The organism is Dyadobacter sp. (assembly GCF_039919315.1).
In the GTDB taxonomy this organism is placed as follows: domain Bacteria; phylum Bacteroidota; class Bacteroidia; order Cytophagales; family Spirosomataceae; genus Dyadobacter.
Genome location: NZ_JBDSFX010000053.1, coordinates 65,745 through 88,691 on the forward strand (window position 1 = coordinate 65,745; position 22,947 = coordinate 88,691).

Genomic DNA, 22,947 nt, shown 5'->3' on the forward strand with positions numbered 1-22,947 from the left:
GAGAGTAAAGGAATTTCAGTCTCTGATCTAATCTTGCTATTCTTTAATATTTAGCTCAACAACAAAAAAATCTCCCTCAAATTGCTTCGAAGGGAGATTCTCAAATGGTATCCTCTTATTAAAAAATAAACTTGGTACTCAAAAAATTCGAGCTGTCTTCGTGCACTATTTCATTGATCATCAGCTTGTTGGCTTCGTTCATTTTGAATGCGACCAGCGAGCGGATCGAGAAGGCGCGGATGGCGTCGGCGACGGATAATGTCCCTTCGGCGCTGTCTTTGCGGCCCGTGAATGGGAACACATCGGGTCCGCGCTGACATTGAGTATTGATGTTCACGCGGCTCACCTGATTTACTAATGGGTCTATCAGCGAGGCTACTTCGTCGGCGTTGTTACTGAAAATACTAACCTGCTGTCCGTGCGTTGATTCGATCAAAAACTCGATCGTTTCTTCCAGGTCGTCGAATGGTACCACGGGCACGATCGGGCCGAATTGCTCTTCGTGGTACAGCTTCATTTTGCTGTTGACCGGATACACAACCGCCGGATAGAAAAACGAACCTTCTGATTTACCGCCGTTTTCGTTCACCACTTCGGCTCCGTGCGCGAGTGCGTCGGAGATACATCCGTTGAGATATTCAATTTTATTGGTTTCGGGAAGCGGGGTAAGCGATACGCCTTTTTCCCACGGCATCCCAAATTTCAATTCTGAAACAGCTGCATTGAATTGTTTCAAAAATGCGTCGGCCACACTCCGGTGTACCCAAATGATCTTCAAAGCCGTGCAACGCTGACCATTAAACGAAAGTGAGCCGGTAATGATCTCTTTCACAGCCAGACTGATATCGGCGTGCGGCGTAACGATCGCGGCATTCTTCGCATCCAATCCGAGTACCGCCCGCAGACGGTTTACTTTCGGGTGAGATTTTTTCAATTCATTGGCAACCTTGCTGGAACCGATCAGCGTCAGTACATTGATTTTGCCCGACTGCATCAGTCCCGGAACAATGGCGTTACCACGACCGTAAATGATGTTGACAACACCTTTTGGAAAACTGTCACGGAATGCCTCCTGCAATGGGTAATGCAGTAAAGTACCGAATTTCGGAGGTTTGAAAAGAATCGTGTTGCCCATGATCAGCGCGGGGATCAGGGTCGTGAATGTTTCGTTGAGCGGGTAATTGAATGGGCCCATACAAAGGACAACGCCCAATGGCGAGCGCCTTACCTGTGCTGCGATGCCATCCACAATGTCGAAACCGGACGAATCTCTGTCCAGGTTTTTCAGCGAGTCAATGGTCGCGTAAATGTATTCCACGGTACGGTCAAATTCCTTCACAGAATCCGCAAAAGACTTGCCAATCTCCCACATAATGAGCTTGACAATGATGTCTTTCTGCTCAATCATTTTACCAGTAAATTGCTCTACACAATGAATCCTTTCGGCTACTCCCATGGTAGGCCATTCACCCCGACCATTATTGTAAGCTGCTACCGCTGCATCCAGTGACTGCTCTGCTTCTGCGGCTGTGCAAACCGGGTAGCTGCCGATCAGCTTACGTTCGAGGCCTGCCTCTGTTCGCACAGAGATCGGTGAAAACACTTCGTGGACGGGGCCATCCCAGGACTTCATCTCTCCATTGCTGAGGTACTCGCGCTGATGGATCAGTGAGGGCAGGCTGAATTCTGCCGGAATGTCTTTTTCTTCAACAAAGATGTTCTTTAACGTGGAGTTGAAATCCATTGATTCAGATTTTTTGTGGATAAAGAATAAAATAAAAAGCGCACTGGGGTAATGACGAAGTTTTTGACTTATATCCTTAGTAACAACTCAAAATTTACGCAAGTTTTCAGTTCAGACGTTATTTCTTTTCGACATTTTAAAGAACCTGGTCATCAGAAAAATGGAGGCTAATGTAAGCCCCATGATCAATCCAAGCCACATTCCGGAAGCGCCCATGCCGAAATGAAAGGCCAGCACATATCCAAAAGGAATACCGATCACCCAATAGGCTATACCGATCAGGATGGTGGGTGTTTTGACGTCCTTGATTCCCCTCAATAATCCCGCACCGATCGCCTGAGTGCTGTCGGAAATCTGGAAAACAGCTGCAAAAAGCAATAGCAATGCGGCTAATGCCATTACTTCTGAATTGTCATTGAATGCTTTGGGAAGCTGAAACCTGAAAACCGCAAAAGCAATCGCACAAAGTGTTCCGTAAATGAGGGCGGTAAGTAAGGTACTTTTTCCGATGACAAATATTTTTTGCCAGTCGCCGCGACCGAGCGCATTACTCACCCGTATGGAACCTGCCTGCGCGAGTCCCATTGAAACCATAAATGTAAACGACGCGCTGCTCAGTGCGATCTGATGCGCAGCCTGCGCCACCGCTCCCAATGTGCCGATAATGATACCGGAAACGGCGAATGCACCAGCTTCCATACCGATCTGCAAGCTGCTCGGTACGCCGATATGCAGGAGTTCGCGCCATGTCTGGGCTTTCAATTTCCATTGATTACGGCCTACGGCGATGTATTTTTCAAAAGTTTTGTGACGCAGCACGACATAACCCAATGCGAGGAACATACAGCTTCTGGTGATCAGCGTTGCCCAGCCTGCGCCTTCCAGTTCGAGCCGTGGGAAGCCCCAGTTGCCGTATATCAGCAGCCAGTTGAGCAGAATGTTGAGTGGCATTCCCGCCAAGGAGAAAATCATGGCGGTACGGGTATGTTCCAGACCATCGGCAAACTGTTTGAGGGTCATGAAAAGCAGCATGGGGATAATGGAGAGCCCCATTAGTTTCATGAAAGGCATAGCCAGCGTCACCACTTCGGGATCTTGTCCCAAATGATGCAGCAGGTCTTTACCAAATACGAGCGTTGCCGAAATCGCCAGCGCTGTTAATGTACAAAGGCAAAAGCCATTAAAGAGATAATGTGAAACGAGCTGTGAATCACGGCGCCCGTTGGCCAGCGACACCATTTGCGAAACGGAAATCGTCATACCGATACCGATTACGAATGGAATGTTCATCGCATTGATCACCAATGCTGCGGCAGCAAGCTGCTTGTAGCTGATAGCGCCTACCATCGCGCTGTCGATGAGGTGGAGGGCCATCTGGGCCAGCTCTCCGATAATAATTGGAAATGCTAATTTTAAAGTTTGTGATGCTTCGTTTTTCATGGCGCTGTGAAGAAGTGGCTAAAAAAGGATGCAAAGTTAGACAAATACGGGTCAGAGACAGAATCTTTCGTTTTAATATATCATTATGGTAGAGTAAAATAGGGCCTAAAAGCGGTTTCCTATTGTTAGTAAAACGATTAAAAGACTATTGAAAAAATATTACAAAAACGGGATGGGCATTAAAAAGATAGGGTTGGGGATATTGCTTTTTATGTTTCATAGCCAGCAGCAGGGTTTTGCCCAAAGTCCTGATAAGTTGAAAATCACGGGAAAAATTATTGACAGTCAGACCAGCAGTCCGCTCGGGTATGCGAGTATCAGGCTGTTTCGCAGCGCCGACAGCAGCTTTGTAGCTGGTGCTATTACCGATGAAACGGGAGGGTTTGTGGTGGATATTGTCGCCGGGGGCTACTATGCATTGTCGGAATTCATTGGTTACAAGCCGCTTGTGACGCCTGGTGTAAGATTGACAGCGGCGAATGCTCCGCTCAATCTCGGAACATTGAAAGTGGTACCGTCTGCCAAAACACTGGACGAGGTTACGGTACAGGCGGAAAAAAGCTCAATGGAACTGTCATTAGACAAAAAAATATTCAATGTAGGGAAAGACCTGGCGAATGCGGGGGGTACTGCCGTGGATATCCTGACCAATGTACCGTCGGTGGCGGTGGATGTGGAAGGTAATGTAAGTTTACGGGGAAGTGGTAATGTTCGCATTCTGATCGATGGCAAGCCTTCGGGACTCGTGAGTATCAAAGGTGCGAGCGGGTTGCAGCAATTGCAGGGCAGCATGATCGAGCGCGTGGAGATCATTACAAACCCTTCGGCGCGGTATGAGGCGGAAGGTATGGGCGGGGTGATCAACATTGTTTTGAAAAAGGAAAGAAAAGAGGGTATTAATGGTTCGTTTGACATTATCACGGGACATCCGACTAATTACGGCGCTGCTGCCAATGTGAACTACCGCCGCAAAAACCTGAATTTCTTTATCAATTATACGGTGTCATACCGGAACACGCCGGGCAAGAATTTCGTATACCAGGAGCTGTACCGCAACGATTCTACATTCATCATGGAACGGGACATGCGCAGCAATCTGAAAGGGATGAACAATAGTGCGAGAGGTGGTATTGATTTTTATTTTAATCCAAAAAACATATTAACAGCGTCCTACACCTGGCGGACGAGTAAGGGAAAGCGGTTTTCGACGCTGAATTACAGAGATTATCTTTCCAACCTGAGCAACCTTACTACCATTACAAACCGTACGCAGGACGAAACGGAGACAGAGCCGAATTCTGAATATTCACTTACTTATAAAAAGACATTCAACAGAAAAGGACAGGAGTTTACCGCGGATGTGCGCTATCTGGACAACTGGGAAGATTCGGATCAGTACTATCATGAAAATGTGTTCAAAGCAGATGGCAGCCCGTCGGGTATTCCGCCGCTGTTGCAAAGAGCACTGAACTATGAAACTGAAAAACAGCTGTTGTTTCAGGCGGATTATGTACACCCTTTTGGCAAGAGCGGCAAGTTTGAGGCAGGTGCAAGAAGCAGTTCCCGGGACATGACCAATGATTACGCGGTGACGCAGCAAACGAGCGATGGCGGATGGATCACATTGCCCAACCTGACGAACGACTTTGTTTACGAAGAAAATATCAATGCGGCTTACGGGATCCTGGGTAATAAAACGGGGAAGTTTTCCTACCAGGCAGGTGTGCGTGCGGAATGGACGGGTGTGACCACGGAATTGAAACAAACCAAAGAGGTAAATGCGCGAAAATATGCTAATCTCTTTCCCAGCGTGCACGTTACCTATGATTTTGCCAAACAGAATGCATTTCAGCTGAGTTTCAGCCGTCGTGTGCGCAGACCGCAGTATAACGACCTGACCCCATTTGCGACTTATAGCGATAACCGTAACTATTGGAGTGGTAACCCGGACCTTAACCCAGAATTCACCAACGCCTTTGAATTGGGACACATTAAATATATGTCGAAAGGGTCATTGACATCTTCGATCTATTACAGGCATACCAATGGTAAAATTACGAGTATCCGGAGAGTTCAGGAAGACGGAAGTTCTTACACACGACCTGAAAACCTAGGTACGGAGGATGCTTATGGTGCTGAATTTACCAGCTCATTCACACCGTATCAATGGTGGAAAATGGATGGTAGTCTGAACTTCTTTAGGGCGATCACGGATGGTACCGGGCTGGATGAAAATTTCAAAAGTGATACTTACAGCTGGTTTGTGCGGGCAATGTCGCGGTTCACACTATGGAAAAGTGCTGATGTGCAGCTGAGAGGTAACTACGAGGCTCCGCAACAAACGCCGCAGGGTAGGAGAAAGGCACTGGCAACACTGGACCTTGCCGCAACCAGGGACATCTTGAAAAATAATGGAACGCTAACGCTCAGTGTGATAGACGTTTTTAACTCCCGTCGCTTCCGCTCCATTACTGAGGGGCCTAATTTTTACGCGAGAAACAGCTCCCAGGGGCGCCTGAGGCAGATTAACCTTACGTTTAACTATCGTCTGCACCAGGCGAAAAAGAAACCGAAGGAGGGTGCGGAGGGTGAATTTTAGTGGTTTTGATTTTCTTATAACCTTTTTGTTGCGTATCTTGTTTTTGATTTTACGCCCCCTTCCTATCAAAGCGCTGGTAATGAGTTGATTCATTTGCAATCAATTTTACATTCATCTACTAAGAAATATGCAATCAGGCTATGAGCACAAAACCAAATAGATCAATTTTTCTTGCCGACGACGACGCAGACGATTGCATGTTGTTTCAAGACGCATTGAAAGAGGTGAGTACTACAACGGAACTTACAACTGCGAATGACGGAGTAGAGCTGATCAACCTGATGCAGACCAGTGTTCCCCCTCCCCCGGATGTCATTTTTCTGGATCTGAACATGCCCAGGAAAAATGGTTTTGAATGTCTGGAACAGATTCGCAAAACCAAAGCCTGGGAATCTATTCCGGTGGTCATCTTTTCAACAAGCGGGCAGGAAGAAATGATAAGGAAGGTATATGAGGAGGGAGCCAATTATTTTATCAGAAAACCGGGGTCTTTTCTTAAACTGAAACAGGCGATTAAGCAAATATTGGATATTGACTGGACCAAGCATACTTTTAAGCCGGCTGCTGAAAATTTTTACTGCCAATACTAAACATTGATCCGGTCACTTCTATTTCATATTGTATCATCTTCGAGACGAAAACCAGGTGAGCAATCCTGACGCCAAGGCCTCAGCACGGGCCAATGATAGCGAAAGCAAGTTCAGAAATACGATGAAACAGGCCCCGGTAGGAATAGCTGTCCTGCGAGGTAATGATTTTATTGTGGAAATGGCCAATGATTCCTACTTGCGCGTAGTAGACCGCACAGAGGAGGAAATGGTCGGAAAGTCTCTGTTTACTTCATTGCCGGAGGTAAGGGAGGCTATCGAGCCGATCCTGAAAGAAGTAATGAGAACCGGTGAGCCTTATCATGGCAACGAGTTCGCAATTCACCTCAGCCGGTTTGGCGCAGAACAGCAATGTTATTTCAATTTTGTGTATCAACCTCTTTTTGAAGACGCAATCGAAGCTTCCGGCATTATTGTCGTGGCGACGGAAGTAACACAGCAAGTGCTTTCCCGGCAGGCTTTGCAAAGGAGCGAAAACCAGTTCCGGAATCTGGTAACGCAGTCTCAGTTTGCCAAAGCAATATTCAAAGGGCCAGATTTCGTGATCAGCATAGCCAACGAAAGCATGCTGAAATTGTGGCGCCGCGATCTCGAAGAGGTCGTAGGGAGGAAGCTTTTTGAGGTATTTCCTGAGTTGAATGAACAGAAGTTCTCGGTATTACTGAAAGATGTTTTTGAGCACGGTACGCTGCACCGGGAAAATGAGGCGGTCATATCTGTTGATGGGCCGGGTGGTTTGAGAAAACATTACCTCGATTTTCAATATGCTCCCATGTATGAGGCGGATGGACGGGTGTCGGCTATCATGGTGTCACTCAATGATGTGACCGATAAGGTAAAATTCCGCCAGCAGATCACCGATGCTGTGGACCGGTTGTCGCTTGCAACGGACGGTACCAAGCTGGCCACATGGGATCTCAACATTCAAACCGGTCATATCATTTATTCGGGCAGGTTGGCCGCCATTTTCGGATATGACGAATCCAAAATTCTGAGTCATCCGGAGCTCAGAGATCACATTCATCCGGAAGACAGGGTTTCCATTGTGGAAAAAGCATTTGCGACCGCGCTGGAGACCGGTACCTATTATTATGAGGCAAGGATCATCCATCCTGATCATAGCATTCACTGGATCAGGACGCATGGGAAGATCTTGTATCAGGAGGGGCATGTACCCCACCGGATGCTCGGTACCATGATGGATATTACCGACCGAAAGGAAGCGGAACTCGCCTTGAAAACAAGCGAAGGTAAATTCAGGACATTGGCTGACTCCATGCCGCAGTTTGTCTGGACGGGTGATACGGAAGGCAATCTCAACTATTTTAACAAAGCCGTATTCGACTACACGGGTTTTACAGCTGAACAGATCGCCACCAATGGCTGGCTGCAATTCATTCACCCGGACGAAAGGATCGAGAACATCCGGCGCTGGTATCATGCTATTCAAGATGGTATGGATTTTGTGATCGAACATCGCTTTCGAAGGGCAGACGGAGAGTACCGCTGGCAGCTGAGCAGGGCAATACCCCAGCGCAACCCGGAAGGGAGCATTCAGATGTGGGTAGGGACCAGTACGGACATTCATGACAGCAAAATGTTCATTGATCAGCTCGAATCGCAGGTTCAGCTTCGAACAAAGGAACTCACTATTGCAAACAATGAATTGGTGAAGACCAATATGGAGCTCGCGCAGTTTGCTTACGTGGCCAGTCATGACTTGCAGGAGCCGCTTCGCAAGATCCAGACTTTTGCTACGCGCATCCTGGAAACCGAAGTCAGTAATCTCTCGGATAGGGGCAAGGATTATTTTAAAAGAATGCAGTCGTCTTCTACCAGAATGCAGCAGCTGATTGTTGACCTGCTGGCATTTTCACGTGCTAACGCGGTTGAAAAACATTTTGAAAGCACCGATCTCAATGGGGTTTTACAAAATGTAAAAGACCAGCTCAGCGACTTGATCCAGCAAAAGAATGCATTGATCGTCAGCGATGAATTACCAGTGGTCAATGTCATCGTGTATCAGTTCGAGCAATTGTTCATGAACCTGATCGCGAATTCATTGAAATTCACGAAACCAGATACCCAGCCTGTTATTCATATCCGGACGGGCCTCATTGCCGGTCAGTTGATACCGCTCATTGAAGCAGATCACCAAATAACTTACCAGTTCGTGTCATTTTCGGACAATGGAATTGGTTTCGAATCACACTTTAAAGACAGGATTTTTCAGGTATTTCAGCGGCTTCACAACCGGAGCGCCTACGAAGGAACGGGTATTGGATTGGCTATTTGTAAGAAAATCGTTGAAAATCACAAAGGCCTGATTGATGCAGTGGGTAAGCCTGATATCGGCGCTACTTTTATCATTTACCTTCCTGTTGAATAAAGGAATTCAATTCGCTGGCGACTCAGACTGGGAACGTTTGGTCTGGTAAGTAATGCTGATACCGATTAGAATGATGATACCTCCCAGGATCATCTGTAATGTGATTTTTTCACCAATAAATGCCCACGCAAACAGCCCGGTCACTACGGCCTGGCTCAATAAACTGAGCGATACTCTTTTTGCATCCATTTTCTTGACTGCATAACTGATCGTAAGCCAGCCAAGTAACTGACATATCAATCCCTGAATTACAAAAACACCCCAGATCGTCGGTTGAAAATCCCAGAGCGGTTCATTCATAAAAATACAGATCAATAGCAGATATAAACTGGAAACGGCCATGCTGACTACCATGAAACTGATGATATCAATCCGGTTCAGTACTGTTTTGCTGATCAGCATGTACGACGCGTAAAGCATACCTGACAAAATGGCGAGCATAAATCCTTTATCGAATTGCATCTCCGCAAATGCATCAAGTCCGATTAGAATAACCATTCCTATTAATGCAACCAAAGTCCCAATCCAAAAGCGGGGTTTAGGTTTATCAGGCAAAAAGAAAAAAGTACCCACGCCAACCCAAACCGGAGACAGATTGGTCAGTAAGGTAGCCTGTGTTGCATTGGAATATTGAATCGATACATTCCAGACCGCAATGTCGGTAGCGAAAATGATGCCGCACATGAAAATCGGAAACCACAACGCTTTGGCTGGTACCGTAAATTTTTTGGTAATAAATAAATAGGGCAGCAGAAAGAGAAGACCGAAAAACATCCTGTAAAATGCCGAAGTGATTCCCGAAACCGGTGCCCATTTTACCAAAACAGGAAAAATGCTGATACTAATGATTCCGATAATCAGGGCAATGCGGGGATTTGGCATAAATCAGATAAATTCAAGGCAAAGATAAGGATTCGTCAAAGCTATTATATGAAGGAAATCGACCAGTTTTTCATGAACAAACCCGAGCCGACCAGAAGTTGTCTGACGGCGCTGAGGCACATTGTCTTGAAATTTGATGCAAGCGTTGCTGAAATCTGGCGATATTCCATGCCTTTTTACACTTTTGAAGGCAAACGATTTTGCTACTTATGGGTGGAAAAGAAAACCGGCCAACCCTATGTAGGCATTGTGGACGGGAAACTCATTGCGCATCCGTTTCTAGTAGCCGAGAAACGGACGCGCATGAAGATCATACCGATCGATCCGGCTCAGGATCTGCCTCTGGAAATGATTTATGAAATATTCGAAATGGCGATCAATGCTGCCAAGCGTTAATCAATGTGTCTTTAATGTCGGTTTCGCACGGTCATACTGGATCGGCCACACGATGTCCTCACCCAGCTGATGTGCCGCATGCAGCGGTAAATACGGATCGCGAAGCATTTCACGCGCCATAATGATCAGGTCAGCTTCACCGTTTTTAAGAATATCTTCTGCCTGTTGAGCGGTAGTAATGAGGCCCACCGAGCCGGTTAATGAGCCGGTTTCTTTTTTAATTTGGGCAGAAAACGGAACCTGATAGGACGGTCCGATCGGAATTTTAGCGTACGAAACCAGTCCCCCAGAGGATACATCAATGAATGCGATATCCTTGGTTTTGAGAATTTCGGCAAGCCGAACAGACTGATCAGCATCCCAGCCGCCTTCTGCCCAGTCAGTGGCCGAAATGCGGACGACAAGCGGCAAATCTTCGGGCCATACCGAGTGAACAGCTTCGATGATTTCCAATAGTAGACGGATTCGGTTTTCAAAGCTTCCGCCATATTCGTCGCTACGCTGGTTGCTGAGGGGTGACATAAACTGATGCACCAGGTAACCATGGGCTGCATGTACCTCAATCACCTTAAACCCAGCCTGCAATGCTCGTACAGCAGCCAGTTTGAAATCTTCAATTACTTTATTTATACCTTCCAGATCAAGTTCAAGTGGCACATCGTCCTTGTCAGAAAAGGCAATAGCGGATGCGCTCACTGCTTTCCAGCCGCCTTCCTCCACCGGTACATGCCCGCGACCTTTCCATGCAGGATAGGTACTGGCCTTGCGCCCGGCGTGTGCAAGCTGGATGCCCGGAACCGCACCCTGGGCCGTAATGAAGTCAGTGATTTGTTTCAGTTTTTCAATATGTTCGTCCTTCCAAATACCCAGGTCCTGGGGGGAAATCCGCCCTTCCGGAGATATTGCGGTGGCTTCTGTGATCAGCAGCCCTGCCCCACCCACAGCCCTGCTACCCAGGTGAACCAGGTGCCAGTCGTTGGCGAAGCCGTCCACGGACGAGTATTGGCACATAGGAGAAACGACCAGCCTGTTTTTTAAGGTAATACCTTTTAATGTGATTGGACTGAATAATTGGGATGCCATTGGATGATATTTTATAATAAATTAATTTTCTTCAATGACTTTAACGCGGCCTACTTCGCCGGATTCAAGCCTTACTTTAATGCCGTGCGTATGTTTCGGGGCGCTGGTTAGAATGTCTTTGACAATGCCATGGGTAAGTGTGCCGCTGCGCTGATCTTTTTTCAAAACAATGGCGACCGGAAGCCCTGGCTTAATATGCTTCCTTTCCATGCCGGATAATGTAGTCATGAGGTACTTTAAGTTTTTGCTGCTTTTATTTTTTGTAAAATTTTGATCTCATCAATGGTAATGGTGCTGATCAGTTCGAAAAGGCCGTTAATGGTTTTTACGTCGGAAAGCATTTTCCTGGCCGGCGACTGGTCAGCCTTTTCAATGCCTAGTTCTTTGATCTCTTTTTTTCTTTTGGTCAATAACTCAATAAGACGGTGATTTTGCGGCAGGGATTCACGGGTAATTTCAAAACTATTACCTGTTTTTCCTTCAATGACATCGGTAGCAGCCAGCAGTTGCCGGTCTATCTGCCGGATCATCATCTCAAATTCCACCGAAAAGTCAGAATATTCGAGACCCTGAGCGTAGGTAGAGAGCGACGCAATGTACGAAGTCAACATATGGCTGGTGGCGACAAACTGATGGTACTCCTCCATATTCAGCTGCTGACGTTTCGGCTCTGAAAGCATTTTCTGAAAATTGTCGGACAGGTTGGCCATCGCAATGATCGCGTCTTTACGCAAAAGTTTCAACTGGTTAATGTCCAGGTCCTTACCGGCGAATTTTCCAGCCACAATGTCGAAATACTTTCGATTCGCATTCAAAGCATCCTTAATGTACTGGTTGATTTGAGAATGTTCCCACACGGGCAGCACATAAGATGAAATCAGGTATGCGATGATCGAACCAATGATCGTATCCGTAACCCTCTCCTGTAAAACCGCCGTAATGTGCTGTGGGTTCAGAAAATTGAACGAAAGGATCACATATAACGTGATCGACGTGGACGCAATGAAGTAATTGATCTTTAAAAAACTGTAAGCCAATATCATTGCCAGCATCATCAGAATGAACAATGCCGTGTTATCATGGATGAGGTACAGGAAGAGAAATCCGGTGGTCACGCCCAGTATCGTTCCTCCGATACGGTACAGGTTACGCTGCTTGGTGATGCTGAAAGCTGGTTTCAGGATCACCGCAATGGTAAGAAGTATCCAGTAGCCATGCCCTAATTCAAAAAACAAGGAAGCAATGTAACCTACCAGCAACCCAACCGTCACACGGACCGCATGTCGGAAATGACTGGATTTCAGCGAAAGGTTATCCAGCAAAATCCGCGGATGGTACTCCTGTTTAGGGATAAAGTTTTCAGTTTCAACGGTCAGTACATAACCTTTGCTCAGGTCAGCATCATAGGACGTAGCGCGATGCAGTTTTTTAACACGCTCGGTCACATCCTGTAAACTGTTGAGTATCTGACGCAGCATGATAAAATCTTCCATATTATCATGGGTCATTGTGTATTCCCGCATTCTCTCAAATGCCTGCTGACATTTGTTGAAAGCTTCATCCAGATCATGTTTGGGCGAAGAGGGAAAACCACTTTGAACGGCCAGGCCGATCTGCTGGATTTCCGCAGCCAGCCAGGTAATGTAGGTTCCGAAAAGCCTCAACACTTTGGTATGGTCGAATGCTCGGTGCAGGTTCGTATAATTCTGCTGAGAGTTCAGGATTCTTTCGAAAAGGTCAATACTATCCAGAAACATGAGCATCAGTATCCGGCTTTTGTTAGTGGATTCTGAGACAATTTCCCTGGTTTTAAATAGAATTTCCCGCAGGTTTTCATGGTTTTCCCGAAGTATGACCTGCTGATGTATCATGCGGTTAAACAACTCATCATAATCAGGATTCGCGAAATAATAACCTGCTTTGATGGACAAGAGCTTGCCCAGTTCAGCGAAATTCTCTCCCAAAAGCTGCTGTATTAGTTTGTATGGCAGCAGCTTTTCCAGTACCATAAAAAGTGCGAAATACCAGATCCCGCCAGCTGCGAATATGGCGGCGGTACGCAGTACCATATCTCCACTCAGGTGATCGTCGATATTAAAGACAAAAACCAGCAGCGAAATGAGCCCAATACTGTTCACACGGTTACCATACACGCCTACCAGGGAAAAAAGCATCCCGAAGACAATGATCTCAATGAAAATGACAAAGTGAATATGCCGGAGATAGCCGGTAATGCAAGCAACGACAAAGCAGGTGGCGATAGCGATCAGCAGGGAATTACGTCTCCTTTGGTAAGGGCCGGGATTGTCGGTGCCGCCTATAAGCAATGTGCCCAGCGGAAATGCGATCATCTCGCTGAGAATACCATAATGTTGAAAAATAAGGCTGGGAATGACAGTTCCCAGGGTTAATCTGACACCGGTTGATAAATAATGGCTGGAAATAAACTTCTTAAACTCGTCGAGGTAATTCATGCTTACTGGTTTCTTGATAACATTATCTTATATATTAATTTGATTATCAAGCAAGATTGCGGTCTATTTTAATGGTTAACAAAAACTTGTTCCAACTGGATTCATGCTACGCTCGAAAGATGTAAATTTTTTGAAGAAAAACAAATTTGGTTTGTCGGGTAGGGTTAAGGATGAAGAACAGCGGAAGTTGTGGAGTATGGTTTTCGGGGTAGAATATTTCGATCCGCTCTCAGATACCATGAAGCAATCACCTCTGGATATACACAACGGGTCATTGCATCGTTAGCTGATAACTTCACTTTTGAATCCTTTCAGGCGAAACTGGATTTCGACGATCAACTGAAAAAGGAAGTCCATACGGACATGTTAGCTGCTCTACAACAACGAATTAACGAGCTCGCTGACCTGGAAAAGCATAGCAGAGAGAAATCTTCATTTCAGCTCGTGGGAGCTTTATTCGATTTGCCATTCAAACAGGTTTAATCTTTCCACAGATTATTGAATGGAACCTAACTGAAAACGCAATTACATGTATTGATCCGATTAAGGGAAATCCCCACCTGGTCGTAAAGCAAGCTGACGTTTTAGAGATATACCAAATTCATGCCATTACCCAATTGAGATGAGATTTGTAATCTAAGAGTAGTAATGGTTGAAAAGCAATACTAAAAAGTTTATTTCTCAGAACCTTACCGAAAAATAATTTGCACTTTGATTTCCGACGTTGCGAGATCGTTAATATCCTGGGTCCATGGGTTCAAGTCTTTCAACTTGGCGCTGTCTACGTTGGCTATAAAAATTTCTATATGTTCAGTATAATTATTCGAATTTAAATTAAAATTATTTAGTGGTAGTGTATAAGGGCTTCTATTAGTTACTTTTCGGTCACAACTAACCAAAGTGCTATGAGAAAGATTTTTACGAAGCGATTTATTTGCCTTGTCATCACTTGTTTAGTGACGTTTAGTATCAGTTATGCGAATCCTAAAATTGATCCAATCAAGTTTACCCTGTCTACCGACGCCACAACAATTTCTTTAAACCAAGAATTTGAAATCAAAATTACCGCCAGCTACCAGGCAGTTAATCCTAACCTAGTGTTCGTATTCAAAGGTGCTACATCTTTCAGAATAAAAGTCGCATTTCCAGAGGGGTTCCGACAAACCGGGGGTACATATGCTGACTATATTGGCACGGAGTTGTCGTCCTCAAAACAGACAGTATCCTACACTTTGAAAGGTAAATTCATATCGCCATCGTCCGACGGAACTTTCTTGTTACTTCGAAGCAATCAAAACGCAAACAGTCAAAGTGATTTTATTCTGGCTGGCCGTCTTGGATTTACAACATTTAGCCCTTCCGATAGTGCGATAGAACCGTCAACAGCTAGAATAGCAGTCATTACTCAGGAATATATTCCATATATGACAATAGCCGAATTCAATCTCGGAGAAGCTGATTCCTCAAAGGTGATTTATATTAATGAAGGTAAAAAATCAGGAATATTTTTAAGAGACGATACTACGCCGACCACTGACCTCGGCTCTTTGGTGCTCGTGTATGGAACCAAGAGGTATAAAAGAAAACATGACAGGATATTCTTCCCGGAATGGTGGGGAGCAGTGGGCGATGGAGTTGCAGATGATCAAAGTCAACTTCAAGCAGCTTCCATTGCAGCTGGTGCCTTGAAAGCTGAATTAAAACTTAATTTTTCGTATGCAATATTTAGTCCTTTGACATTGCATTCCGACGTATCTGGATCAGGCACGATTTGGACGAGATCCACCGGTGAAGTGTTTATTGGAAAAGATGCATTAACAATTAAAGATATTAAGATTAACGGAAAATTGTCAGGAACTGTAAGTGGCAAAGGCTTGTCAGCGCAAAATAAGGCGAGAATAACCCTAGATAATATAAGGGTTACTAATGTAAGGGGTGTCGGTATCTGGGGCGATGGGGTGAACTATATAAAAGTCATAAACTGTACGACGGATAGCACGATGACTCATTTTGGTGATGGAATTTATGTTGGACAGGCAATAAACCCAATTATTTCAAATAATCACTGTACTCACTTTGGTCGGATTGGGATCGTTTGTGAAGGGGAACCAGCAACTCCTACTATGGACGCGATTGTGACAGGAAATATATGTACCGACGCAATTATGAGTGACGACTTTAAAAACTATCCAAACGCTGGTATATGGATGGAGAACACAGCGGGAGCTACTTGCAGTGAGAATGTGGTTGGCAATCTTTTTGCACGAGGAATTGTTATCACGCCTGCAGTTGAGAATGACGTCCAGCATCATTACATTATAAATAACAATAAAATTTTCAATGTCGTTGACGGCGGAACAAATATTGGCCGCGGCATTGCCATTGCGAGAGGAGAAAAACAGGTGTTCGATATTTCAGGGAACATTTTAACAGATTGCAAGAGGGGTATCGAAGTCTCGTATGTAGCATCCGCCAACATTAGGGGAAATACTTTCTCTAGGAAAAATCAACCTGCAAGCTGGTTTGATATGAATATTTACCTAATTCCGTCGATATCTTCGTGGACTTCGGAATTCGCGATAAGCAATTGCGTTAACAATGTAAACTCAACGGCTGCTCTACCCGTGTTCGTTAATTACGTCGCTAATCAAAAAGCAAATATCTCTATATCGAATTGTATTGGAAATTTTGCCTTTGCGAATTATACCTATCCAATCACAGGAAATGTTAGTGTGAAGGGCACTTTGATGGATTACACTTTGATTACTGGCTCTTCTTCCTATTTGAGCTATGTAACAGGGAAAAGTTCGTTTGAGGATTGCGACTTGATTTTGCCTGCCAATGGTCAGTTGTTTACATCAGGCTCCGAATTAGCCATAAATAGCAGCCGGGTTAGCTCCGCATCGCCAGCGCTATTGGTGTTTTGGGATACAGGATCAACGAAAATGCGAGTATCAAATAGCAATTTTACCAATGTGAGGTTTCACGATATCAAAAAGACAGACCACGAATTCTATTTATATAATTCGATGTTTGAGGGCTATGACGCTACGCAAGGCTTATTTTCAGCCGCTACCGCCTTAACGATATCAAAGCTGGAAGTTGATGGTTGCACTTTTTCTAAAACCATTATAGTACAGCCAATTCAATTTAAAGGCGTGACAGATGCTCGGATGGGCAATAATTCCTATATATCAGCTAGTCTCACTAAAAATTTCATCCCTGTTTGGCAAAGTCGAACACTCCCGGTCGGAACGACTGTCGAGCGACCTGCTGTCACGCAAATAGGTTATAAGTATTTTGATACAACTTTAAGCAAAGAAATCTACTGGGATGGCGTGGAATGGGTGATTATCACAACTGCTCCGAGTTTTCTTTCCAATCTGACATCTACTGCACCCACAACAAAAGCCGCTCTAAACACGAGCTTTGGCACATTGAAAGCTGGAAGCGTAGTTACGTATCAGAATGCAACGAATGCATTGATGACGGGGAGGGAATTTCGAAAACTTTCAGACGGAGCGTCTTCAGATTGGGTGATTTCAGTTTGGGCAACAGGGGAAAAGGCTTTAATGCTGTAGTGCTTTGTAGCTTGACTTTGAGAATAAGATGTTGATTAAATATGCAACGCTCCCGGTAGTCGCTTTACGGGAGCATTAGGTTGTTCAACATCAAGCTGCTACCATTACTTTGTAGACTGAGCTCAAATCTAATAATGTCACTTATGAAAACTACACTAAAACTGTTTGGAGTTTTAATCCTAGTATTGTTTCAATCCTGTGCAGTAGTTGACCACGCGCCGAAGCCCACCGGGTCAGCTATGTTTTATCGTCTCGGGACTCGTGGGTTTGCGTTGGACATATTTGTCGACGGTGTGAAGGTTGGAAGTTTTTCTTCATTTGCAAGAATCTTGATACCGAATTGTGGTGATGAAAACGCTTTCACAGTAGATAATTTAACTGAGGGAAGTCATAAGTATGAAGCAAGAGAGACCGGAACGCCTAATCCTGTAATATTGAAGGGTTCGGTAACTGTGGTAGTAGATCAATGCACCAAGGAACTATTGGTTTATGACTGGTGGGGTGGGTAGATGCGCTCGTACCGGTTAATAAGTTGAGTTAGTAAGTGGTATTTTTTCTTGGTATCTAACAACAATCTTCTGATTTCTGCCTCCAACCATGAACGCAAGCAATTTGGATATTGACTTGGCATCGATAAATCGCCTGAGCAATTTTTTGGAAAACTTCACCAGCGACCCTGATGAGGCTTTAAACTTATCTTCTGTTCAGAAGGAAAACCTTAAAGCGATTGAAGGAGATCTCACTGCGCTGATTGAATACATTCGAGTCGAAAAATCCAAGAGTTTTTTATCAACAGCAGAGTTACACATGAAATGGGTGGGAGGCGTCATTCCGTTAGGAAACTTTTTACTGCAACGACGACAGTATTTCATCGACGTTCTTCCCAGTTACATCGAACATTATATCAAAATAAGTAAGGAGTTGTTGTTTGATAAGAAACTGTCTGACTTGACAGGAAGGGAATTCAATATCTATCTTCAGATTATAGGCGTACTTAGGATCGAGCCAAATTATTAATGGAAAATTACGGGTATAGTGCTTTATAGTGCCATTCTTGATTACTAGGCTTTATAGTTCATTCTTGATTACTAGTCGGAATGTGCCTAGCAGGGATGGCGCTAGTGTTGACGTTGACAATTGGCGCGTAACAAATCTTTAATTTCAATCGTTTCGTGGCTTTTGAGAAATTGTATTTTTTGAAGAAAACGGTTACGTAAGCCACGTCTACATGTCGAATATTTGAAATAGAAATATATCTGCGTGGTAATCAAAATAATTGTATAAAAAAATTCATATCTCAGAAAGACGAGTAGCTTTTAAAAGTCTAATGCTTATTCGTCGTACAATCATCAAAGCATTCAACTGGAAGTATTTAGATCGCAGCATAGAACTGTTTTTCAGACACTTAATCGCTGAGCAGGAAAGTGTCTGGGGCGGGAAAAAATCTGCACAATGCGATAGTTTTTCTACAAAAAATAATTTTGCGCATATGTTTTATAATTTCCAAGATTCGATTTAACTTACCGTTAAATAAGAATTTGACGCAGGATATGTCGATCACGCGTATATTAGAATTGCATTTTAACCCTTCCAATTTACCACCGATCATTCTTAAATGTACTTTGGCATAAATATTAACTTCTCTCTGACTACAGGACGAGGGAATTTCGTTTTAATGATGTAAAGACACCGATATTCTTTATTTAACCCCCCCCCTCTTGACTGAATCATGACCGACCTCAAAAGCTACGAAAGAATCGTAAATGAATTAGTGATAAACAAAAGCACTGATGTGTCCTACACCAACGGCGCCGAAAATTCTACCATTGTTATGGAGAATCTATTTCTCGCGGCGGCGAAGGAGGTAATAATTTTGACAGGATCTTTTCATAAAGATGTTTGCGATGATGTTGAACAGAGATTCGTCTTCTCGCTGAAAAGATTTTTATTAGGAAGGGGAAAGATTTCAGTCGTCATGAATGACTACAATCCTGTAATCCATGAGCCAAACAGTGTTCTGAGTATTTTAAGGCAATATGCCTGCACGCCCGGCTATGAAGCGAACATTCAAGTTCGAACAACATCAGAGGAAGTGGTCTTCGGAAATTTTAATGTCCATTTCATGGTCGCTGACGATTCTATGTACCGGTTAGAGTACGACACTAGAAGTTACCTGTCTGAATTTTGCTTTAATGATGCAAACACATCCAATGTCCTGCGACAGAGGTTTGATCTTTTATTTAAAGCAGCAACGCCATTCCGGCTACAAGAAATGGAACTGGCATAATTAGCTTTCTAAACCTATCCTATATCGCAATAACTTCTATCTTAACATGTTTGACGGTATCCAGGAGACTATGGATATTGACAGGTGCAACTCGATTTTCGAGTTATTCTCCGCCTTCAATTTCGCATATGCTATACTTTCCACCCCCAATGGCCAAATTGTAACTACAAAGGACGAGCAGACAGTGCAATCAAAAGATTCCAATTCATTTGTGGATATGGTTGACTACCATTTGGTTAAGCCGTTTGCTGTTCTGAATGATACCTTCGAGAAACAACGGCTTGACATTCATCACTTGAAAAGTGAAATCTTGGCAAGAAAGGACATTGCAATACAATCCGGGAATGAAAAACAGGAGTTACAATGCAACGGAATGATCAAACGCGTTGATGGACAAAATTACGCCTATGAAATTTGTAAAGACAGTGCGGAAAATGAAAAAAGGCTTGCAAAAGACAAAATTGACAACAAATTCCCATACATAAGTTTTTTGTTGGCTCTTTTTTGCATTTCCGTCCTTGTGTTAGCGACAAGTCAGTCCCCTCACAAGCATGTAACTCTGTTACTAGTAGATATATCTCTTTATGTCTGCTATAAAAAGATCAAATCGTCGCTTGCCGCCAAAAAGGCATTTACGTATTGGGATATATCATTTAGCTATTTGTGCTTTCTTTCGGTTTGCGTTATTGTACATTTCACAGTAGGTTTTTTTGTTCCAAAGCCGATTATCGACACCATCAATTACTATGAGACCGCGTTTTATTTGAAGAGAATGTTAGTATTCACAAATGTGATCATTCCTTTTTCCCATTTCGGATATTATTTACTCTCATTTAAGAACAAAACTCGTGATATTGAAAAGACGTCTCGAGAGCAGTTGAAGTTGATTGAGGAAATGAAGAAGAACGTTAGAAAGGAACTGGATGCAATGAAAATTGAAAAGCAGTTTTAATTGACGCATAAACGTAGTCGTAACATTACCTCAACTAGTATGCTTGATAGTTATCAAGCGGAGCAAAGGCTTCTGCCTGCGTGTTGTTAAGTCGATAAGGGTATTCTTCCCTAATGACCAGATCTAAGTCTATCTTGGGATTGTTTGCAAATAATGGGGTTGTGGCTGTGTAGGCAGTGGAATTCAAGTTTCAGTGTTTATCACGAGACCGCACGTTTTAAAAAATGCTGCGCTGAAGCAGTGTTTCCTTCAAATGAACCCACTGCACAAACTAGCTGAGTTGTGTCTTTATGGATATTAAATAGAGTCTTATTTTTATTCCGGGTATACAATGAATACGATTGAGATGTAGTTATCACGAATATTCATTCGACGAGATCCACTGTGAATTTCATTGTGATAACTTGCTTCTCACCAACAAAATGCCTTCATTTAGCCCACAAAGGGCACTTTTTCAGATACTAAGAACTCGTCGAGGTAATTCATGAAAAGGAATCAACGGTAGCTATTACAATACTACTATTTTAATTTTACAAGCAGCAAAAGCCGTACCATTTTTTGCCATAATTTAGGGGCGTTTCTGAACGTTGGAGACTGGGATGCAGTTCTGTTTAAAAGCTGTTGCCCGTTAAGTGAAATTAAATATTGAAAAAGCATATTAAACGAAATGCGCGGGTCATGCGCTATGTGATTTATAAAGAGACCCTTGTCGACTTTAAGGATCATTTCTGGACATTTGTAGGCTCATTTCTGGGGATTGGTATTATCGGGTTTTTGAATGAAAAAAGTTTTACAGATTCTGATAACCTGTTTCTGATCGGATCATTCGGGGCATCGTCGGTTCTGATATATGGCATTGTCAACAGCCCACTTGCACAACCTCGAAATCTGATAGGCGGGCATGTGATCTGCGCGCTGGTTGGTGTGACGGTTCATAAGTTCTTCCCGGATCAGATTTGGCTTTCATCGGCTTTTGCGGTCTCACTATCCATTGTGCTCATGCAGGTAACCAAAACGCTGCACCCGCCGGGCGGTGCTACGGCATTGATTGCCAACATCGGCTCCGAAAAAATCAAGAGCCTGGGTTATATGTATGTATTGAGTCCGGTGCTGACGGGTGTCTTGATTTTATTGGCAGTTGCGATCGTCATTAACAAATGGGCCGCCCACCGGAAATATCCGGCCAATAGAAACTGGTACAAAGTTTGGGAGCGAAAATATCGATAAAAACATTTGTTACTGCTTTAATATCATCATGTCATGCTGATTCTGAACTTTGACCCATTTCCTACTTTCGAGACAGAGCGTCTTGTATTTCACTCATTGTCTGTGCAGCATGCTGAAAAAATGTACCAGCTCAGGGGCAACGAGCTAGCCATGAAGTACATCGGAAAGCCTGCAATGAAATCGGAGGCAGAGGCGGTTGAATTGATTGAGGCTTATAATAAAAATTTACGGGAAAGGACCGCCATCACCTGGGGGATCTCATATAAAGATGCACCAGGATTGATCGGTACCATTGGCTATCACAAAACGGATCCTTTAAATTACAGAGCGGAAATAGGGTACATGATCCATCCCGATCATTGGTTCAAAGGAATTATGAGTGAAGCTTTGAAAAAAGTGCTTGATCATGGACTCAATGAAATTGGGTTCCACAGCATCGAAGCAAAGATAAATCCTGAAAATGACCAGTCGAGGAATATACTTCTAAAACACAACTTTGTGAAGGAAGCCCATTTCAGGGAAAGCCTATTTGAAAACGGCTCGTTTCATGACACAGAAGTATATTCGCTGATAGCCAGTTGAATTACTAGTAGTTAATGCAAAAGAGCCACCCGATCAATCAGGCAGCTCTTTTGCATTTTATATTATTTATGTCTTAGTCGTCAGAACCGATTTTGGCAATTGCTTTGTCAATCATGTACAATCCCTGTCCCTCTTCGCCGATTACATCAAACAGTTCAATGGCACGACGTGCATTGTCCTCTTCTTCTGTTTGCTCACTTACAAACCATTGCAGGAAGTTTTCAGTTGCGTAATCTTCTTCTTTGCGGGTTTGCGTAACAATACGGTTAATGGATTGGGTAACAGCAATTTCACTTTGAAGCGCCGTCTCGAACACGTTTCTTAATGTAGCGAATTCCTGTTTCACAGCTGGAACTTCCGGAGACACGGCCGTACCGCCCACGAACATCAGGTAGTTGAAAATCTTCACCATGTGTTCTCTTTCTTCCCCCGACTGCTTCATGAAATATTTGGCGCTATTTCTAAACCCGTTACGGTCACACCAGGAGGCCATCGCGAGATATTTAGCCGAAGCTTCCGCTTCCATTTTAACCTGGCTGTTCAAAAGTATTTCTATTTCCTCTTTGAGGGAAGTCCGTTGCCTTAATAAATCTCTCATGGTCTTTGCTTGCTCTAATGTATATTAACAAGTACAAATATCATGCGAAAGTTTATCATTCCAAACAGAATTTGAAATTTGGAACTGGTCTAATATGATCTTAAT

19 protein-coding genes are annotated in these 22,947 nt (G+C 43.9%); 12 read left to right on the forward strand and 7 right to left on the reverse strand.

What is annotated here, in order from left to right; translation table 11 throughout:
- Positions 1-118 precede the first annotated feature (118 nt).
- Positions 119-1,744, reverse strand: a complete 1,626-nt coding sequence (locus ABIO93_RS14620; RefSeq protein WP_348068874.1) for an NADP-dependent glyceraldehyde-3-phosphate dehydrogenase — start codon at positions 1,742-1,744, stop codon at positions 119-121.
- Between the two features lie 111 nt (positions 1,745-1,855).
- Positions 1,856-3,184, reverse strand: a complete 1,329-nt coding sequence (locus tag ABIO93_RS14625) for an MATE family efflux transporter (RefSeq protein ID WP_348068876.1) — start codon at positions 3,182-3,184, stop codon at positions 1,856-1,858.
- A gap of 211 nt (positions 3,185-3,395) precedes the next feature.
- Between ABIO93_RS14625 and ABIO93_RS14630 the strand changes: the two genes are divergently transcribed.
- The 3 genes from ABIO93_RS14630 to ABIO93_RS14640 all read left to right on the forward strand — a co-directional run bounded on the left by ABIO93_RS14630 (position 3,396) and on the right by ABIO93_RS14640 (position 8,780).
- Positions 3,396-5,783: a TonB-dependent receptor gene (locus tag ABIO93_RS14630; protein ID WP_348068947.1), complete on the forward strand. Its 2,388-nt coding sequence runs from the start codon at positions 3,396-3,398 to the stop codon at positions 5,781-5,783.
- 140 nt (positions 5,784-5,923) lie between these two features.
- A complete protein-coding gene (locus ABIO93_RS14635) occupies positions 5,924-6,373 on the forward strand; it encodes a response regulator (protein WP_348068878.1) in 450 nt (149 codons plus the stop codon).
- Between the two features lie 28 nt (positions 6,374-6,401).
- On the forward strand, positions 6,402-8,780 hold the full coding sequence (locus ABIO93_RS14640; protein WP_348068880.1) for a PAS domain S-box protein: 2,379 nt from the start codon (positions 6,402-6,404) through the stop codon (positions 8,778-8,780).
- Between the two features lie 6 nt (positions 8,781-8,786).
- Here ABIO93_RS14640 and ABIO93_RS14645 read toward each other — a convergent pair whose 3' ends face one another.
- A complete protein-coding gene (locus ABIO93_RS14645; RefSeq protein WP_348068882.1) occupies positions 8,787-9,662 on the reverse strand; it encodes a DMT family transporter in 876 nt (291 codons plus the stop codon).
- Between the two features lie 48 nt (positions 9,663-9,710).
- Here ABIO93_RS14645 and ABIO93_RS14650 point away from each other — a divergent pair, with 48 nt between their 5' ends.
- Entirely contained in the window at positions 9,711-10,058 is a 348-nt protein-coding gene (locus ABIO93_RS14650; RefSeq protein ID WP_348068884.1) for a DUF1801 domain-containing protein, read from the forward strand.
- Here ABIO93_RS14650 and ABIO93_RS14655 read toward each other — a convergent pair whose 3' ends face one another.
- From ABIO93_RS14655 to ABIO93_RS14665, 3 genes are read right to left on the reverse strand one after another with little or no spacing between them, the layout of a single operon-like run.
- The gene (locus tag ABIO93_RS14655; protein ID WP_348068886.1) at positions 10,059-11,141 is read right to left on the reverse strand and encodes an NADH:flavin oxidoreductase/NADH oxidase; all 1,083 of its coding nucleotides are present in this window, start codon (positions 11,139-11,141) and stop codon (positions 10,059-10,061) included.
- Positions 11,142-11,162: 21 nt separating this feature from the next.
- The gene (locus ABIO93_RS14660; RefSeq protein WP_348068888.1) at positions 11,163-11,369 is read right to left on the reverse strand and encodes a YwbE family protein; all 207 of its coding nucleotides are present in this window, start codon (positions 11,367-11,369) and stop codon (positions 11,163-11,165) included.
- A gap of 8 nt (positions 11,370-11,377) precedes the next feature.
- The gene (locus ABIO93_RS14665; RefSeq protein WP_348068890.1) at positions 11,378-13,615 is read right to left on the reverse strand and encodes an FUSC family membrane protein; all 2,238 of its coding nucleotides are present in this window, start codon (positions 13,613-13,615) and stop codon (positions 11,378-11,380) included.
- Between the two features lie 103 nt (positions 13,616-13,718).
- Here ABIO93_RS14665 and ABIO93_RS14670 point away from each other — a divergent pair, with 103 nt between their 5' ends.
- The 8 genes from ABIO93_RS14670 to ABIO93_RS14705 all read left to right on the forward strand — a co-directional run bounded on the left by ABIO93_RS14670 (position 13,719) and on the right by ABIO93_RS14705 (position 22,244).
- A complete protein-coding gene (locus tag ABIO93_RS14670; RefSeq protein WP_348068892.1) occupies positions 13,719-13,901 on the forward strand; it encodes a hypothetical protein in 183 nt (60 codons plus the stop codon).
- Positions 13,902-14,520: 619 nt separating this feature from the next.
- The gene (locus ABIO93_RS14675; RefSeq protein ID WP_348068894.1) at positions 14,521-17,196 is read left to right on the forward strand and encodes a right-handed parallel beta-helix repeat-containing protein; all 2,676 of its coding nucleotides are present in this window, start codon (positions 14,521-14,523) and stop codon (positions 17,194-17,196) included.
- 239 nt (positions 17,197-17,435) lie between these two features.
- Positions 17,436-17,705: a hypothetical protein gene (locus ABIO93_RS14680; RefSeq protein ID WP_348068896.1), complete on the forward strand. Its 270-nt coding sequence runs from the start codon at positions 17,436-17,438 to the stop codon at positions 17,703-17,705.
- Positions 17,706-17,793: 88 nt separating this feature from the next.
- Positions 17,794-18,213 carry a hypothetical protein gene (locus tag ABIO93_RS14685; RefSeq protein WP_348068898.1) on the forward strand — a complete coding sequence of 140 codons (420 nt, stop codon included), beginning with the start codon at positions 17,794-17,796 and terminating at the stop codon, positions 18,211-18,213.
- A 712-nt stretch (positions 18,214-18,925) separates the two neighbouring features.
- Positions 18,926-19,483: a hypothetical protein gene (locus ABIO93_RS14690; RefSeq protein ID WP_348068900.1), complete on the forward strand. Its 558-nt coding sequence runs from the start codon at positions 18,926-18,928 to the stop codon at positions 19,481-19,483.
- A gap of 211 nt (positions 19,484-19,694) precedes the next feature.
- Positions 19,695-20,435: a hypothetical protein gene (locus ABIO93_RS14695; RefSeq protein WP_348068902.1), complete on the forward strand. Its 741-nt coding sequence runs from the start codon at positions 19,695-19,697 to the stop codon at positions 20,433-20,435.
- 642 nt (positions 20,436-21,077) lie between these two features.
- Positions 21,078-21,662: an HPP family protein gene (locus ABIO93_RS14700; RefSeq protein WP_348068949.1), complete on the forward strand. Its 585-nt coding sequence runs from the start codon at positions 21,078-21,080 to the stop codon at positions 21,660-21,662.
- Positions 21,663-21,695: 33 nt separating this feature from the next.
- Entirely contained in the window at positions 21,696-22,244 is a 549-nt protein-coding gene (locus ABIO93_RS14705) for a GNAT family N-acetyltransferase (RefSeq protein WP_348068904.1), read from the forward strand.
- A gap of 73 nt (positions 22,245-22,317) precedes the next feature.
- On the opposite strand, the gene ABIO93_RS14710 is transcribed toward ABIO93_RS14705, so the two are convergent.
- Positions 22,318-22,842, reverse strand: coding sequence for a ferritin (locus ABIO93_RS14710; protein WP_348068906.1), 525 nt, complete (start codon positions 22,840-22,842; stop codon positions 22,318-22,320).
- Positions 22,843-22,947: the final 105 nt, after the last annotated feature.